Origin of the sequence: Phaeodactylibacter xiamenensis (assembly GCF_000759025.1) — a bacterium.
Taxonomy (GTDB): domain Bacteria; phylum Bacteroidota; class Bacteroidia; order Chitinophagales; family Saprospiraceae; genus Phaeodactylibacter; species Phaeodactylibacter xiamenensis.
On record NZ_JPOS01000018.1, the window covers coordinates 240,017 to 257,117 of the forward strand.

The 17,101-nt window shown below is 52.3% G+C and carries 11 protein-coding genes; 5 read left to right on the top strand and 6 right to left on the bottom strand.

Going from position 1 to position 17,101, the window contains the following annotated elements:
* Positions 1-2 precede the first annotated feature (2 nt).
* The gene (mfd, locus tag IX84_RS07735; protein WP_044218320.1) at positions 3-3,398 is read right to left on the bottom strand and encodes a transcription-repair coupling factor; all 3,396 of its coding nucleotides are present in this window, start codon (positions 3,396-3,398) and stop codon (positions 3-5) included.
* A 381-nt stretch (positions 3,399-3,779) separates the two neighbouring features.
* On the opposite strand from mfd, the gene IX84_RS07740 reads away from it, so the two are divergent.
* Entirely contained in the window at positions 3,780-4,625 is an 846-nt protein-coding gene (locus IX84_RS07740) for an OmpA/MotB family protein (RefSeq protein WP_238578247.1), read from the top strand.
* A gap of 89 nt (positions 4,626-4,714) precedes the next feature.
* On the opposite strand, the gene cysS is transcribed toward IX84_RS07740, so the two are convergent.
* From cysS to IX84_RS07760, 4 genes are all read right to left on the bottom strand, one after another.
* Entirely contained in the window at positions 4,715-6,226 is a 1,512-nt protein-coding gene (gene cysS / locus IX84_RS07745) for a cysteine--tRNA ligase (protein ID WP_044218325.1), read from the bottom strand.
* Between the two features lie 292 nt (positions 6,227-6,518).
* A complete protein-coding gene (locus tag IX84_RS07750) occupies positions 6,519-8,954 on the bottom strand; it encodes a TonB-dependent receptor domain-containing protein (RefSeq protein ID WP_044218328.1) in 2,436 nt (811 codons plus the stop codon).
* 211 nt (positions 8,955-9,165) lie between these two features.
* Complete coding sequence (locus IX84_RS07755; protein WP_044218330.1) at positions 9,166-10,497, bottom strand: MGH1-like glycoside hydrolase domain-containing protein; 1,332 nt, start codon at positions 10,495-10,497, stop codon at positions 9,166-9,168.
* Positions 10,498-10,522: 25 nt separating this feature from the next.
* Positions 10,523-11,950: a hypothetical protein gene (locus IX84_RS07760; RefSeq protein WP_044218333.1), complete on the bottom strand. Its 1,428-nt coding sequence runs from the start codon at positions 11,948-11,950 to the stop codon at positions 10,523-10,525.
* 253 nt (positions 11,951-12,203) lie between these two features.
* Here IX84_RS07760 and IX84_RS07765 point away from each other — a divergent pair, with 253 nt between their 5' ends.
* Both IX84_RS07765 and trmB read left to right on the top strand, forming a co-directional pair.
* Entirely contained in the window at positions 12,204-13,016 is an 813-nt protein-coding gene (locus IX84_RS07765; protein ID WP_044218336.1) for an alpha/beta hydrolase, read from the top strand.
* 46 nt (positions 13,017-13,062) lie between these two features.
* On the top strand, positions 13,063-13,761 hold the full coding sequence (gene trmB / locus IX84_RS07770; protein ID WP_044218339.1) for a tRNA (guanosine(46)-N7)-methyltransferase TrmB: 699 nt from the start codon (positions 13,063-13,065) through the stop codon (positions 13,759-13,761).
* Here trmB and IX84_RS07775 read toward each other — a convergent pair whose 3' ends face one another.
* Positions 13,762-14,265, bottom strand: coding sequence for a TlpA family protein disulfide reductase (locus IX84_RS07775; protein WP_044218342.1), 504 nt, complete (start codon positions 14,263-14,265; stop codon positions 13,762-13,764).
* Between the two features lie 271 nt (positions 14,266-14,536).
* Here IX84_RS07775 and IX84_RS07780 point away from each other — a divergent pair, with 271 nt between their 5' ends.
* Both IX84_RS07780 and IX84_RS07785 read left to right on the top strand, forming a co-directional pair.
* Complete coding sequence (locus IX84_RS07780; RefSeq protein WP_044218345.1) at positions 14,537-16,237, top strand: DUF6029 family protein; 1,701 nt, start codon at positions 14,537-14,539, stop codon at positions 16,235-16,237.
* Positions 16,238-16,248: 11 nt separating this feature from the next.
* Positions 16,249-17,097: an Omp28 family outer membrane lipoprotein gene (locus IX84_RS07785; RefSeq protein ID WP_044218348.1), complete on the top strand. Its 849-nt coding sequence runs from the start codon at positions 16,249-16,251 to the stop codon at positions 17,095-17,097.
* Positions 17,098-17,101: the final 4 nt, after the last annotated feature.

The following is a 17,101-nucleotide window of genomic DNA, read 5'->3' on the forward strand; positions in this document are numbered from 1 at the left end:
CTTCATCCCGCAGCCGGCAACGCCTCCTGCTCCACCTTCTCATCCACCTTGCGCAGCACGCGCAGGGCATCCTGCAAGCTTCGCACTCCATCCTTGATCAGCATAAAGTGGCGGTTGGTTTTCTTGAAGCTGAGCCCGCGTTTAGCCCCTTCCTTTTGCACAAACATCAGGGTTGCCTGGAACTGCGCACTTTCATAAAAAAGCGATTGCGGGTTTTCCACAAAGTAGCAGCGCAACTTATTATTTTTGAGAATGAGGCGCTCGAAGCCCAGGCGGCGGCAGACCCACCGCAGGCGCAGCCCGTCAAAGAGCTCGTACACGGGTTCGGGCAGGGCACCGAAGCGGTCTTTCATGGCTTCCTCAAATTTTTGCAGTTCCTCCTCCGTCTCCAGCCCGTCTAGCTGCGTGTAAAGATTAAGGCGCTCCTGTATGCTGCTGATGTACTCATCGGGGATAAGCATCTCCACATCGGTATCGATCTGAACCTCCCGCACGTACTGCCGGTTCTTGTCAAGCTCTTCCTTAAACAGCTCCTTGAACTCGTTTTCCTTCAGTTCCTGAATAGCTTCCTCAAGGATTTTCTGGTAGGTTTCGTACCCAATATCCGCGATGAAGCCACTCTGCTCCCCGCCCAGCAAATTACCCGCCCCCCGGATGTCGAGGTCGCGCATGGCGATGTTAAAGCCGCTGCCTAGTTCGGAGTGCTCCTCCAGCGTTTTGAGGCGCTTGCGGGCATCGCTTGTGATGGTCGACATAGGCGGGCTGAAGAGATAACAGAAGGCCTTCTGATTAGAACGCCCCACCCGGCCCCGCAGCTGGTGCAGATCGCTCATGCCAAATTGCTGAGCGTTGTTGATGATCATGGTGTTGGCATTCGGGATGTCCAGCCCGGTCTCGATAATATTGGTGCAAACCAGCACATCATAGCGCCCGTCGATGAAGTGGATCAGCGTTTTTTCCAGTTCCTTGGGGTCCATCTGCCCGTGGGCGCTGGCGATTTCCACGTCCGGGCACATGCGGCGTACCATGGCGGTGATATCCGGCAGGGATTTCACCCGGTTGTGCACAAAGAAGACCTGCCCGCCCCGGTTGACCTCATAGTAGATCGCCTCTTTGACCACCTCTTCGCTAAATACCCGCACCTCCGTATGAATAGGCTGCCGGTTGGGCGGTGGGGTACGGATAATAGACAGGTCGCGGGCGGCCATCAGGGAAAACTGCAGGGTACGCGGTATGGGGGTGGCGGTCAGTGTGAGGGTATCAACATTGACTTTGATATTGCGCAGTTTTTCTTTGGCTGCCACCCCAAACTTCTGCTCCTCGTCGATGATGAGCAGGCCAAGGTCCTTGAAGCCAATCTTTTTATTCAGAATGGCGTGGGTACCGATGACAATATCAATCTCCCCGTCTTTCAGCCGCTGGAAAATGGCATTCTTCTCTTTAGTAGTCCGGAAGCGGTTGACATAATCCACCGTCACCCCAAATTCTTCCAGCCGTTCTTTGAAGGTCCGGTAATGCTGCAGGGCGAGGATTGTTGTGGGAACGAGCACCGCCACCTGCTTGCCACCGACCACCGCCTTAAAGGCCCCCCGGATGGCCACTTCGGTCTTGCCAAAGCCCACGTCCCCGCAAATAAGGCGGTCCATGGGGTAGCTTTTCATCATATCCTCCTTCATGTCATTGGTGGCCTTGAGCTGATCGGGCGTATCTTCGTAGATGAAGGAGGCTTCCAGCTCGTTTTGGAGGTAGCCATCATTTGGGAAAGCGATCCCATCAGAGGCTTTGCGCTTGGCGTAGAGCTTGATCAGCTCACCGGCCATATCCTTGACTTTCTTTTTGGTGCGCCGCTTAAGGTTCTTCCAGGCATCCGAGCCCAGCTTGTCTACCTTCGGGGCTGTGCCTTCCTTGCCTACATATTTGGAGATTTTGTGCAGGGAGTTGATGCTGACATAGAGAATGTCGTTGTTCTTGTAAATCAAACGGACCGACTCCTGCACATGCCCGTTGATGTCGATTTTTTGCAGACCGGAGTATTTGCCCACCCCATGGTCGATGTGGGTGACGTAATCGCCCGGCTGCAACTCCCGCAGCATACGCAGGTTGATCGCCTGATCGCGGGTGAAGCCCCGGCGCAGGCGGTAGCGGTGGAAACGCTGGAAGATCTGATGGTCGGTATAGCAAGCGACCTTCAAATCCATATCGATAAAGCCTTCGTTGATCGACTTGGGGATGGGGTGAAAATCCACCTTGGCTTCCAGGTCTTCGAAGATGGAGTAGAAGCGTTCAATCTGCTTGGGGTTCTCGGCGAAGAGGTAGTTTTGGAGCCCGGCTGCGGTATTCTCATCCAGGTTTTCGATGAGCAGTTTGAAGTTTTTATTGAAGCTCGGCTGCGGGCGGGTGGAAAAAACCACCTGCTCGTCAAATTCAATAGGCTGTGCGGAGGCAGCCATGCCCAGGATGCGGTAGTCTTTCACATCCTCCACGATCTCAAACGGGCGGATAAAGGCGCGGTCGCGGAAGATCTCCTTGAGCTCCTCCTCTTCCAGCAGCGCGATGCCCTTGGCAAACTCTTCTGCCTTGTCGAAGCACTGCGTCAGCCGGTCCACCAGCAACTGAAAGTCCTTTACCCACACGGCGGTATTGGGCTGCAGAATCTGCAGCATACTCACCTTCTGCTCCTGAGAAAAGCGGGTGTTGATGTTGGGGATGATGGTCACCGCCCCGATATTCTGTACCGATAGCTGCGTGGTCGGATTGAAGGTCCGGATGCTCTCCACTTCTTCATCAAACAGCTCAATGCGGTAGGGATATTCGTTTCCAAAGGAGAAGATATCCACAATGCCGCCCCGAATGGAAAACTGCCCGGGCTCGTACACGAAGTCTTCCCGCGCAAAACCGTACTCCACCAGCACCTCAATGAGGAAGTCCACATCCAGTTCTTCTTCTTTTTTGATATCAATCCGGCGCTGATTGAGCACTTCCGGAGCTACCACCTGTTCAAACAGTGCCTCCGGATAGGTCACCACGATTTCACCAGCGGCGGGCGAGTTGACAATCTTATTGATGGTCTCCGTGCGCTGCAGGACGTTGGTATTATTGAGCTCCTCGAAGTACATGGGGCGCTTAAAAGAGTCGGGGAAAAAGCGGACAGCCTTTCCCTGCAGCAGGTTATCCAGGCTGTTTTGCAAATAAGCGGCCTCCTCCTTGTCATTTGCGATCAGAAGATGGTTACGCGGGTCGTTTTGGTAGACCGCTGTAAGTAGGAAGGCAGTCTGTGCCCCCACCAGCCCGTTAAGCTGAAGCCGGCAGGGCTTTTCGCCACCCAGGGCTTTATTGATACGTTGTGTACGGTTGTCGTTTCGGTATAATTCCTGAAGGCGGTCGAGGTTGTTCTCCACAGTTGCTGTAACGGTTGAAAGCCGAATGCACTCCAAAGGGCATTCAGCAGCTAGTATTCAATTTCCAAAAAAGAAACAGAGGGTTGCCTGGATAGTTTAGGTTACCATTTCCCGAAAGGGCGTCTATACATGACGCAAAGTGGTTTGGGCAGACCTGTTAGGTCATTATATGTTGTACTTGAAGAGGTTTGGGCATGCCCCGAACGATAGCATCAGTAGCTCCAAACCTCTTCAACGTCAGTATAAATTGTTACAAACCGGATTAATCCCTTAATTTAGAGCAAAAATTTTCCGTCTATGAATCACAAACCCAAAATTTATTGGCCGTTACTGTTCACGCTTGCTGTGCTGGCTGTTTCTTGCGTGAGCAAAAAGGAGTACATGGCCCTCCAGTCCGAGCTGGAGATTGCAAATAAGGATGTGGCCCGTTTGGGCGAAAGCCTTAACGACTACATGAAACGCCTTTCCGACTGTGACCGGGAGAAAGCGAACCTCAAGGCCCGCCTGCAGGCCGCTGAGAGCAATATGGTGCTTAGGGAGGAGCAGGTCAGTGATTTGAAGGATCTGGTAGCAGACCTGCGTCAGCAACGCGATGCCCAGCTGAATCAAGTGGACGACCTGACCACGCTTTCCCAGTCAGCCAGCGAAAATATCCGCGAGACCTTATCTCAACTACAAACCAAAGATAAGTACATTCAAATGCTGCAAGCGGCCAAAACGCGTGCCGACTCCATCAACCTGGCCCTGGCGGTCAACCTCAAAGGCGTACTCAGCGAAGGCATTGAGGACGAGGATGTGGAAGTAAAAGTGGACAAGACCGTGGTCTTTGTGAACCTGTCTGATAAAATGCTCTACAAAAGCGGCAGTGCTCAAATCACTGACCGGGCGAATGAAGTGCTGGGCAAAATTGCTAAGATCATCAAGTCCCGCCCCAACCTGGAGGTCATGGTGGAAGGCTACACCGATAGTCAGCCCATCAACACCGCTTGTATCAAGGACAACTGGGACCTGAGCGTGCTGCGTTCCACCTCCGTGGTGCGTACGCTGCAGACCAATCACGGCATCGACCCCAACCGCCTAATCGCTGCTGGCCGGGGTGAGTTCAACGCACTGGCAACCAATGATACAGCGGAGGGCCGGGCCATGAACCGCCGGACCCGCATTATCATTCTGCCAAAGCTGGATCAGTTCTACGACCTGCTGAACCCAAATCAGGTACCGGAGTAAGAAGTACTTTCATTCAGGTAGAAACTAAACGGCCCTGCAGTTGCTTATCAGCTACAGGGCCGTTGTTGTAAAAGTGGGCTGGAAAAGCCTTACGCTTTCGTCCAGCTCGTCCCTTCCTTGCTATCCTTGAGCACGATGCCTACTTCCTGCAGCACATCGCGGATTTTATCAGAAGTGCCCCAATCTTTGTTGGCGCGCGCCTCGGCACGGATATCGATGATCAGGTCCATGAGGCCATCCATCGGGCTGTCTCCGTTGCTCTCACCAGCTAAGCCCTCATCTTCAAGGGCAAATATCTCATCCACAAAACCGCGGAAGGTCTCCTGAAGGCGGGTGAGGGTCAGGTCGGTCAGGTCGGTCAGTTGCAGGTGGCCAGCGTTGAGGCTGTTGACCTTGGTCACGATTTCAAACAAGACCGCCAGGGCCTTTGGTGTATTGAAGTCGTCGTTCATCTCTGCATGCACCTGATCGATAAGCTTGTTAAGCTCCTCGTCGAGGGGACCAGGCTTGCCGTTGCCGGGATGCTTCATGCCCTGCAGCAACTTATTCCCTTCCATCAGGCGCTTGTAGCCTTTTTCGGCGGCTTGCAGTGCCTCATCCGTCAGGTCAAGGGTGCTACGGTAATGCGACTGCAGCATGAAGAATTTCACCACCATCGGGCTGTACCCTTTGCTAATGTGTGGGCTGTTGCCAGTGAAGAGTTGCACGGGCGTGATGGTATTGCCATCACTCTTGGACATCTTGCGGCCGTTCATGAGCAGCATATTGGCGTGCATCCAGTAGCGGGCACCGCTGCAGTTGCAGGAGCCCATATTCTGAGCAATCTCATTCTCGTGGTGAGGGAACTTCAGGTCATTACCGCCACCGTGGATATCAAAGGTCTCGCCCAGGTACTTCGTACTCATGGCCGAGCACTCCAGGTGCCAGCCCGGGAAGCCCACCGACCATGGGGAACTCCAGCGCATCAGGTGGGAAGGCGCTGCTTTCATCCAAATGGCGAAGTCAGCCGGGTGGCGCTTCTCGCTTTGATTCTTGAGGTTGTCGCGGCTCTCAGCCATCAGGTCCTCAATCTTGCGGCCGGACAATTTACCGTAGGCTTTGGTCTCTTCGATGAACTTTAAGGTATCGAAGTAGATAGACCCATTGGATTCATACCCATACCCATTATCGATGATGTCCTGCACCATCTTGATCTGCTCCGGGATATGCCCGGTGGCCCGTGGTTCAATGCTTGGCGGCAGGGTGTTGAAGATGCGCATCATCTCGTGGAAGCCGTTGGTGTACTTCTGAGCAATTTCCATGGGCTCCAGTTCTTCCAGGCGCGCTTTCTTGGAGATTTTATCTTCGGTACCGATTTCATCGCTATCACCTTCGAGGTGGCCTACATCGGTGATGTTCCTGACGTAGCGCACCTTATACCCCAGGTACATGAGGTACCGGTAGATGACATCGAAGCTGGTGAACGTACGGCAGTTCCCCAAATGGACATCGCTGTAGACGGTAGGCCCGCATACGTACATGCCGATGCGCCCTTCATTCAGGGGCGTGAACACTTCCTTGTCGCGGGTGAGGCTGTTGTAAATCTTGAGTGTATTTTCCATTCAGGGTATTTTTTGACGGCGCAAAAATAAGAAGCTTAGGAACGTTAAAAAAATAGATTCGCCATTTTGAGTCGGTTATTCTTGTGCTGGGCAAGGCGCGAAGAAGGAAGATAGCCAGAGCTACCTGACTGATGAGCAACGCAGACCAGTGCAAGAAGAAGCAGTCATAAATGGTGAAGTTATTATTTAAACGTTCCTTAACCGCAGGAATCAAGCAAACAGGAAGGGAGTTGCAGTCCGATCCGCAACTCCCTGTATTTTATCTTGCTTCTTCAAACGTAGCAAATAGCAATTAGTTCCCGCCCAGGCGGCCCGCTTCATCCTCCAGACCGGTCTTGCGCTTACGCGATTTGATGTTTTGGTTGCCAAACCGGTAATTCACGCTCATGCTGATGCGGCGGCTGTCCCATCGGCCGCTGCCCTGTGAGATTAGGCCAGCAAAGTTAGACTCCCCATCCCATCCGGTTTGGTAGAATAAATCCTGCCCGCTTACCCGCACATTAAGCTTGTCATCCAGGAATTTGCGCTGCAGCCCCAGGTTGAGGCTCCAGTTGCTTTCGTATTCAAAAACACCGCCCCACACACCGGGCCCGCTGTAGTAGCCGGATACTTCCCCTTGAAAGCCCCAGGGCAGGGTAATGGTGTGCTGCTGGAAGATGTTGTAGGTGAAGGCTTGCAGGTCTACGACAGCTCCGTTGCCATAATCCGCCTGATTATCGAGATGGGAAGCGCTAACATTGAAGTAAGCATTCCACTTCTCCGTGATTTGCACCGGTGCGCTGATGTTGGCGCTGATGATGGTCTGACTCGCCAGGTTGTCCCAGGTGATAAAGCCTGCCCGCGGGTCATTCTCATCCGGTGCCATCAGCCGGGTGATTTGGTCGGTCGTTTTGCTGTAGGCCACTTTGAAGTTGTAGCGGTAAGCCAGGGTGTAGCCCAGCTCCAGGTTGTTGACGATCTCCGGGCGGAGGAAGGGGTTGCCTTTCTCGTAGGATAGCTGGCTGATCTGATTATTGAACGGGTTGAGCACGTTGTAGTCGGGCCGGTTGATGCGGCGGCCGTAGTTGAGCGACAGGCTGTTTTTTTGCGAAAGCTGGTACGTGACGCCCGCGCTCGGGAACCAGTTGAGGTAGTTGAGCTCCACCGGTGGCTCCTGCAATTCATCTTTAAAAGCTTGCAGGTCACCTGTGGCATCGGTCTGCTCAGCACGTACACCAGCCGAGACGTTCCACTTTTCCCCGAGCTGCCGGGCAAAGTTCAGGTAACCTGCATAGACATTCTCATCGTACTCAAAGCGGTTGGAGGAGTTGTCGTTGCGCACCGGCACGCCATCATTCACATCAAAAAACAGGAAGGTATTGTCAGACACGACCTTGCTCAGCTTGGTACCCATACTGAATTTACCGCCCTGAAGGGGTTGCTCGTAGTCCACCTTGAAAGTGTAGATGTCAATATCGGTGGGCGTATCGAAGCTGTTGATGATTTCGGTGAGCAGCACCTCTTCATTCGCATCAAAGTAAAGGTTAGGTTGGAAGCGCTCACTCTCATTGCGGAAGCGGCCGTAGTCGGCATCGATATTTAAGGTACGCTCGTTGCCGCCATCGTAGCGGTAGTTGAGGTTGAAGGTATTTTGAGTACGGGTATCCTCGGAAGCATTGCGGGCTACGAGGATGCTGTCCGGCAGGGTATTGCTGGAAGCCAGGTTGAAGATTTCGATGCGGTTGAAGGCATTATTTTGTCCGTTGAAACCCCGCCCATCTGTCAAAAAGCCAATGGTGTGCTTATCGGACAGGAAAAAGTCGGCCCCGAGGCGGTAGTTGAAAAACTCGCGCTCATTGCGGTGGTTGTTGACCTCATCCAGCCGCAACCCGTTTTGGAAGCTCACGAAGTTCATTTTGTTGAAGCCCTCGCCTTCGCCGTAGCCGCCGCCACCGAAGATATTCATATTGCCATTACGGAAATTGCCGCTGGCGTTCAGGTTAGAATTATTGAACCGCCCCTGACTGAAGGTGCCGTTCAAGGAGCCATTAGCGCCGATACTGTCGTCCTTTTTCATGCGAATATCGATGATGCCTGCATTGCCTTCTGCCTCGTACCTTGCGCCCGGGTTGGTAATGATATCAATGCGGTCGATCTGATCCGCCGGGAGGTTTTGCAGAAAGTTACTGAGGTCCTGCCCGCCGAGCGGCAGGCGTTTGCCATCCACATATACGAGTACGCCCGAACGGCCGAGCACGTTGATGTTATCATTATTGTCTACGGTCACGCCGGGCGCTTTGCGCAGTAGCGAGAGCCCATCAGAACCAGTGCTGTTGATAGTCCCTTGTACGTTGAAAACTGTGCGGTCAGGCTTGATTTCCACCATAGCGCGCTGTGCCGTTACGGTAGCGCCGGCCAGTTCGATGGAAGTACTGCCGAATTGCAGGGCCCCCAGGTCCTTTTGCTCATCAGCGGCAAGGGTGACCTCCGGCAGCCAAAGGTCGGCAGCGCCCACATAGGACGCTTTGAAGAGGTAAGTGCCCGCTGGCATATTCTGAAAACGGAATACCCCGGATTCATCGCTGACTTCCACTTTGAGGATGGTGGTGTCAGCCGGATTGTGAAGGACTACATTTGCAAAGGAGACCGGCTCCCCGGATTCATCCTGCAGTTGGCCTTTGATGCTGCCCTCCTGGGCAAAAAGGGTGATGGAAAAAAGTAACAGGGTGAGTGATAATAAAGCTTTCATGGTATCGCAGTTGTATGGCGCTGCTTTCACAGCCGGGTGTTCAAAACTATAGGAGTGTAAACCAAAAAGTTAATTCTGTTCAATCCACCTTTCAGTGTAATGGAGACAAATATCTGACAATAGCTGCACAGGGGCACGCTTTTTTCGATAAACAGCCTCCTGAGCAGATGAATTAGCAATAAAGTGTACGAAGTAAGGATTGGGATGGATTTTACCCGGACATTTCACCCTGCAAAAAGTCGAGACACAGGGCGGCCGACCATGAAAACTGATCGGTACCGCAGCCGATTTCTCCTTCTGCAGGCCGACGGGGGTCGAAGTATTCATAAAACCCGTGCCTGGAGAGTAACTCCAGGCTATGCTTCCGGATACGATCCGCCATTTCGGTCATATCGTACCGCATCAGGCCGTGGTAGAGCAGCCAATTGAGGTTGATCCACACCGGGCCACGCCAGTATTTTTTGTAGTTGATGTCTTTGGCCTCCATGCTGTAGGTGGGACAGAGCAGAATCCCGGAGTCTTTCCCGCCAAAAGCGGGGCTTTCCAGGGTACGCAACATGGCCTCGGCCTGTTCCTGTGTAGGTACCTCGCCGCATAGCGGGATGAGGCCGGAGGACGTATGGACGGGTATGATTTCACCGGCGCGCAGGTCAAAGGCGTTGTAAATACCCCGGTCTTCGTCCCAGAGTTTTTCGTTCATTGACCAGACGGTGAGCTCGTGCCACTGCATGGGTTCCGTAATATCCTCGCCAATGAGGCTGCCAATCTGAATGAGCGCTTCATTGGACCAGGAGAGGATACCGTTGAACAGCGGGTCCTGTATGAGGAACGGGCATTCTTCGTAGATTTTCTGGTCATCGTAGTCGTGCTGCCGGAAGAGATCAACGAGGTAGACATAGCGGTCGTAATCCTCCTGAGTAGGGCGGTGCTCAGCAGCTTTGGGTTTTTGGAGATCTTTGCGCTCGTAGGCAGGCAGTTGATCACGGTCAATCTGCATACGTGACAAGGTACGGTCCCAGATCGGGCTGTTGTCGGTACCCCCTTCCCAGGGATGGCGGATGTAGACCAGGCCTTCCTCCTCCGGATCGCGGTAGTCGTAAAGGTAGCGGTGGAGTGCGAGCACCTTGGGGTACATTTCCTTAAGAAACGCTTTGGCCTGCGCCTTATCGGCAGCCACTTCGTACATCTTCCAAAGCACAAAACCATGTACCGGAGGCATAGTGATACCCGAAGTTTGGATATGCTCAGGCGCCTGAGCCGAACGGTGGGCCTGCCAAAAGCCAGGCCCCGGGAAGTACCGCGCCTGCGGGTCATCGCCAAAAACGATCTGCGGGACGAGCCCATTCTTCCACTGGGCACTAAAAAGGTGGCGCATTTCAGCCATCGCCCGACCGAAGTTATCGTAAGCGTTGCCAATAGCGATGAAGCCGGCATCCCAGTTCCATTGGTGCGGATAAAGGCTGGGGGCAGGTTTGGTAAATTGGCCGTTCCAGTTTTGGTCCAGTACGACCTGTGCCATCTGCTGAAGCTGGGCTTGATTCATAGGTATGATTTGGTTATCCGTCCGGTCAGTTGTATTCCAGGCGGGCGATTTTCAACCGGTTGCGGCGCTCACTCGGGATCAGGAGGGTATTGGCATCGACTTGCATGGCGTCGCGGAACCGGAGCCGCAATTTAAGATTTTCTGTGCTCATGAGGCTGTTGCGGTCAAAACGGCCGTTGCCACGCAGCACATATTCGCTCACGGTGTTCTCGTACTTGATTTCGTCATTGAATAAAAACCGCAGGCTGCTGGCCGTCTTGAAAACGAAGAAGGAAGAGTAAATCCCATCATCATCCTGTGAGTATTGCTTTTTGTGCATCACCGTTGACCAGTGCAAATCACCATCCGGATGAATGGACAGCACAAATATCTCGTCGTAGTAATAGTCTACTGAAAACCGCCCCGTCCCATCGTAAAAGTTCCGGGTCATGTTAGCTCCATTACGCTCAAAGGTCCGGCTAAGCTCTCCAATAAGGAGCACGCCCCCGTCTTTACGCAGTACAACATCACGCAGCAGGCCCTCCGGTACACCTTTGGTTTTATCGGCTTCTTTGCCAAGGAGGCTCACGATAAACTCCTCCGTAAAGGGATGGCTGGCCTTCACGAAATCATCAGGCCGGTCAGGGTTGATGTTCAGGTAGAAAAACCCGTCGGAGCGCCCGAGGTTTTTCTCAGAGTAAAGCCCTGCCCCCACGATTCTTTTGTTGAGCGGATCAATGGAGAAAATCACATCGAAGGTCAGCTTCTCCGGCATGGTCAGGTCAAACCGGGTCAGGCGGTCGGTCCTGCCATCGTAGTGGTAAAATTCAAAATGGTGGTCTTCCCTTTTGGTGCGGTAGTTATCGCGCTCAGCCACAATGGTCATGTCGCCATCGTTATCGACCAGGACCTCCAGGAAATTCTGGTAGAAGTTAAAATCCTGGGGCGTAACCACCGTTTGCCAGAGCAACTCCAACCGGTTATTATCAAAGCAAACGGCACGCATCATATCCTGCTTTTCGGTAAAAAAGAAGAGGGTCTTGCTCTTGTCCTCCGAATAAACCGGTATGAACTTTGGGGTATAAAAAAGGTAGCCCAGGTCTACGATAGTAATAGAATCCAAAAGGTTGGCGCCCGGGCCATACCGGTGGGCTTTCAGTTTGGTATGTGTCCGGTCTTTAAACTGGTAGAATAAGTTGAAGTGCCCATCATCGGGCAAAATATCAATTACTTTGGGCAGGCGGCGGTCCAACTCCAGCTCTTTGGTCCAGGACTCCTTCATGGCTTTGTTGAGACCAACCACCTCAAAGGTGGTACTACGGTCACGAAAAAGCAGGGTATGGCTGCCCATTTCTCCCAAAAGATGATAGGCAATATCATTGCGCAGCACGATAGGCTCCGACAAGGTAACCGTTTGTGCATAAAGGGCCGCTCCGGTGGTCAGGAAGAGCAGCAGGCTGATTATTTTTTTCATAGCTTTAAATCTTGTTTGGTCTCTGGTTAGGGCTTCTCGAAAAATAAGTTTTCTAATTGGGTTTTGCTTTGATGAGGCACAAAACCAACCATCGGGCGGTTTTGTGCCTTATCGAGGCAAAAGCTACCAGAGCAATTGGAAAACTTATTTTTGCCCCACTACTTGGAAGGGTTACTGTAAGCCCTACCCATGAAAATACTGAAATTTAGCAATATGTTTCGTAAAACGGGATTCTTCCCAAAATACAGCAGGCATGGCGGAGTGGATTAAGGCGGGGGCGGTGATTTTTGCCGCGGGCCTTGCGCTTTACCTGATTGTTGTACTCCTGGTATGGATTGGGCAGGAACGGTTTATCTATCAGGCTCACTCCCTGCCTTTGGATTACCGCTATACTTTTGACGTCAGTTATGAGGAACTCCGCATACCCACCGCCGATGGAGAGACCGTTAACGGCCTGTTTTTCCGCGCCAATGGAGACAAGAGAGGCGCGGTACTCTACTTCCACGGCAACCGGGGCAACTTAAGCCGGTGGGGGCACCTGCACCGCCCCTTTTCCAGCCGGGGCTATGATGTCCTGATGATTGACTACCGGGGGTATGGCAAGAGTACCGGAAAGCCATCAGAAACCGGGCTTTATAAGGATGGAGAGGCGGCGCTGCAATGGCTGTTGCGACATCACACGCTGGAGGAAGTCGTATTGTATGGACGGTCTCTTGGCAGTGGCGTGGCGGCTTATCTGGCTTCCCGGCATACCCCGAAATCGCTTATTTTGGAAACACCCTATGATGTTTTGCCGAATGTCATTCAGCATCAGGTGATGTTGCCACTGCCAGGAGGCATTTTCCGCCACCACTTTCCAACCATCCGTTACCTCTCAAAAGCAAGGTGCCCAATTCATATACTTGCAGGGACCCATGACCGGCTCATTCCACTTCGGCTGCCCCTCGAACTAAAGCCGCTGCTCCGTTCTCCTTCAGATTTTCTAATCATACAGGGCGCCGGGCACCACAACTTATCGGCATTCCAAGCCTATCATTTTGAATTAGACCGTTTGCTATTGCCTTGACGGATTTCGTATCTTTGCCGCAATAAGCGACAACACCACCTCAAGCATGAGCAAAAGAAATAAGCTCCAGAAATTTACGGAGCTGCTGACCTTCCCGAATGTATACGAAAACTTCAACCCGAAGGAGCCACAACTGCATGGCCTGAAAGGGGCACCGGTTAGCCTGAAGGGGGAGTGGTGTACAAAGCATTTCCACAATGACAACCCCATCGTGGTGGAGCTGGCCTGCGGGCGTGGGGAGTACACCCTGGGCATGGGCCGCATTAGCCCCAACCGCAATTTTATCGGGGTGGATATCAAAGGGGCCAGAATTTGGAAAGGTGCGGGCATCGCTTTGGAGGAAGAGCTCGATAATGTTGCTTTTCTCCGCACCCGGATTGAGCAGCTGCACTTGTTTTTTGAACCCGGTGAAATCAGCGAAATCTGGATCACCTTCCCTGACCCTTTCCTACAGAAAAGTAAAGCCAACCGCCGACTGACGGCACCTCGCTTTCTGGATGTTTATAAAAAGCTGTTACGCAAAGACGGGCTGATCCACCTCAAAACCGATGAGCCAAATCTGTACGAGTTCACGCTGGAAACCCTGCAGGAATACGAGGGTGCTCAGGTCCTCTACCACAGCGACGACATCTACAGCCTAGAAGAACTTCCTATGCCGGAGCTGGAAATCAAAACCTATTATGAGCGGATGCACCTGGCGGCTCAGAAGACCATCAAGTACATCCGCTTCAGGTTGGAGCAGTAATTACTTGCCTGTCAGTTCTTTTAGCTTGTCTTCCAGTTCGTACTCATCGCCCGGCACATAGCCGTTATGGTTATAGACGATGTTGCCTTCCTTGTCGAGCACAAAGGTCTGCGGGATCGTCTGGAAGTTCAGCGCATTGCGCAGTTGCTGATTGGGGTCCGAAAGTATGGTGTAAGTCCAGCCTTTGGATTCCACCATAGGTTTCACTTTTGCCAGGGCACGCTGTGTGTCGATAGTGATGGCCACAAGCTCAGCATCGTATTCTTCCTGCCAAAAGCCGTAGAGATCAGCGATGGCATCGAGTTCCTTTTTGCAGGGAGAGCACCAGGTAGCCCAGAAGCTCAGAATGGTAATTTTGCCGTCTTCAGCATACTGCCTGATATCCAGCGTCTGCCCGTCGAGGGTCTTCACTTCAACGGAAGGTATGCTCTTGCCTTCCTGTGCGAAGGTAGCCAGGCTGAAAGCAAATAAAGCGGCGATGGTCAGTAATAAGGCTTTTTTCATGGAGTTGATATTTTTCGATATTGGTGGACAAAGATAAAACTTCCGAATTGAGGAGAGTAGCCCCTCAGAAGCTTCCAATTTGTTAGTCGAATGACTTTTTTTGCATAAAATTTCATTATACCGGCAATTCGCAGGATTTTTGCTGCCAATTTTAGGAAACGGTTGGTATCATCCAGACGTAAAACTACCAAATGGCCACCATCTGGTATACCCAAAGGCCAACCTTAACGCAACTTTAGGAATACACACCCCTCAGTACACAACGAAACGAATGGACCTATTGCAGATTTTTCGAAAAACACTCACCGCTGGCGCACTGCTCGTCTTCGGGACAGTCATTAGCTTTAGCCAGAATAATAATGGAGGGACGCTTTCCGGCAACCTTGAAGCCAACGGCAACTTCTTCATCCGCGACAGCCTTATCGGAGCGGCCAATACCCCGCAGTACGACCGCCAACTGTACGGCGCTGATGCATGGCTCAACCTTTCTTATAATAATTGGGGCTTCGACTTTGGGCTGCGCTTCGACCTCTTCAATAATTCCAACCTGCTCAACCCTACCGGGTCTTTCACCGGAGAGGGGATTGGCCGGTGGTATGTGCATAAGAAAGTGGACAAATTCGATATCTCAGTGGGCTACCTCTACGATCAAATCGGCAGTGGGATCATCTTCCGGGCATTTGAGCAGCGCCCTTTGCTGATTGACAACGCCCTATACGGTGCCCGCCTGGCTTATGACCTCGGTGAAAACTGGCAGATCAAAGGCTTCACCGGAAGGCAAAAGCAGCAATTCGATATATACGAGCCAGTAATTAAAGGCGGTGCCATCGATGGCTATCTGAGCTTTGGGGAAGAAGGCAGATTTTGGGCAATGGCACCTGGCCTGGGCGTGGTGAACCGCACCCTCGACGACCCCTCCATGAATTCCATCGTGGCTACAGTCAATACTTACACTGCTGAAGATGCTTTTGTGCCCGTGTACAACACCTATGCCTTTTCGGCATACAATACACTCTCTGCCGGTCCCTGGACCTGGTATGTAGAGGCAGCGTACAAGACAGATGACAACCTGAGCGACCCCTTCGGGGAGTTTGTGCTTTCAGACTCCAGCGTGGTGGTAGGCGATAAGTTGTACAAAGCGCCGGGCACGGTATTCTACAGCAGCCTGAGCTACGCCAAAAGCGGCCTGGGCATTTCCGTGGAGGGCAAGCGTACGGAGAACTTTGACTTCCGGGTACGCCCGCAGGAACAACTCAACCGGGGACTGGTGAATTTTCTCCCGCCTATGGCCCGGGTCAATACCTACCGGATGACAGCCCGCTATAACGCAGCTACCCAATTTTTGGGTGAGATGGCAGTGCAGGCAGATATACGCTACAATTATAAGCGTAAGTTTGGAGTCAACGTCAACGTCTCCAATATTACAGACCTCGACAACAACCTCCTGTACCGGGAGCTGTACACGGAGCTTACTTACAAGTATAAGCGCACCTGGCAATTCCTGGCCGGGCTGCAAATACAGCGGTACAATCAGGAAGTCTTCGAATTCAAGCCAGATGCGCCGATCGTGGAAACGGTCACGCCTTACTTCGATATTCTCTACAAGTTTTCCCGCCGTAAGTCTATCCGTTTTGAAGGGCAGTACATGATTGCCGGTAAGGACGACAAAGGAGAGGGGCATGACTACGGTAGCTGGCTCTTTGGGCTGGTGGAGTTTAGTATTGCCCCAAGCTGGACCTTCACGGTTTCTGATATGTACAACATTGATCCAGGCAAAGCTTCGCCAATTGACGACAGTGGGGAGAAAGCAGCTTTGCATTATCCCCGTTTTGATGTATTTTATACGCACGGAGCTAACCGCTTCTCCCTGAGTTACATCAAGCAGGTGGAAGGCGTGGTTTGTACTGGTGGGATTTGCCGCCTTGAACCAGCTTTCAGTGGCGTGCGTTTTACGGTTAATTCCAGTTTTTAAAAATTGAAGATATGAAAAGATTAAGTACCCTACTCGCAATCGTCGTTCTTTCATTTGGCTGTGAAGAAATCCCTCCGGTTATCACTCCGGTCATGCAGGTCGAAAGCATTTGTGATGAACCTGCACCGATCACTGATCAGCAGCGTCAGGTACTGGTTGAGGAATTCACCGGCGTTCGCTGCGTGAACTGCCCGGCCGGTAGTGCCGCTCTTGAGGAGCTTATCGGACAGCACGGCGACCAATTAGTTGCAGTATCTATTCATGCCGGTTCTTTTGCACCGCCTTATCCGGAGAGTTTCGATACTTTGCGTACGGCCAAGGGGGAAGAAATCCTAAGCTTTGTAGGAGAGCCCCTGGGCTACCCTACCGCAGTGGTCAACCGCAAGAAATTTCCCGGTGGTTTCAACCTGCAGTTGCCTCGTAATGGCTGGCCGGGCGCTATCGAACAGGAGTTGCAGGAAGACCCGCGCGTCCTGATCGACATCAAAAATAACTACGACGAAGCTACCCGTGAACTGGAAACCTGCGTTACCCTGCAGATGATGGACGACCTTAGCGTCGAGGAGTCGGTTTTCCTGACCGTAATGCTCCTGGAAAATAATGTAGTCGACCTTCAGCTTACTCCGGAAAGCTCAGAGCCTGACCCCAATTACGTGCACAAGCATGTTTTCAGGGATGTGCTCACCAGTGCGGCGGGCAATCTAATTCAGGATGAGGTCACTGCCGGCAGTTTTGTGCAGCAGTCTTTTGCCATTACCCTTAAGGAAAAATACAAAGCAGACGATTGCTCGATTATCGCTTTTGTCCATTTGGGCGGTGATACGAAAGTGGTCTTGCAGGCGGAAAAGGAGGGGTGGTAGGCTT

Coding starts and splice junctions, on each gene's coding strand:
- IX84_RS07740 (WP_238578247.1), top strand. CDS start 3,780: ATGGCCCTCCAGTCCGAGCTGGAGATTGCAAATAAGGATGTGGCCCGT.
- cysS (WP_044218325.1), bottom strand. CDS start 6,226: ATGGAAAATACACTCAAGATTTACAACAGCCTCACCCGCGACAAGGAA.
- IX84_RS07750 (WP_044218328.1), bottom strand. CDS start 8,954: ATGAAAGCTTTATTATCACTCACCCTGTTACTTTTTTCCATCACCCTT.
- IX84_RS07755 (WP_044218330.1), bottom strand. CDS start 10,497: ATGAATCAAGCCCAGCTTCAGCAGATGGCACAGGTCGTACTGGACCAA.
- IX84_RS07760 (WP_044218333.1), bottom strand. CDS start 11,950: ATGAAAAAAATAATCAGCCTGCTGCTCTTCCTGACCACCGGAGCGGCC.
- IX84_RS07765 (WP_044218336.1), top strand. CDS start 12,204: ATGGCGGAGTGGATTAAGGCGGGGGCGGTGATTTTTGCCGCGGGCCTT.
- trmB (WP_044218339.1), top strand. CDS start 13,063: ATGAGCAAAAGAAATAAGCTCCAGAAATTTACGGAGCTGCTGACCTTC.
- IX84_RS07775 (WP_044218342.1), bottom strand. CDS start 14,265: ATGAAAAAAGCCTTATTACTGACCATCGCCGCTTTATTTGCTTTCAGC.
- IX84_RS07780 (WP_044218345.1), top strand. CDS start 14,537: ATGGACCTATTGCAGATTTTTCGAAAAACACTCACCGCTGGCGCACTG.
- IX84_RS07785 (WP_044218348.1), top strand. CDS start 16,249: ATGAAAAGATTAAGTACCCTACTCGCAATCGTCGTTCTTTCATTTGGC.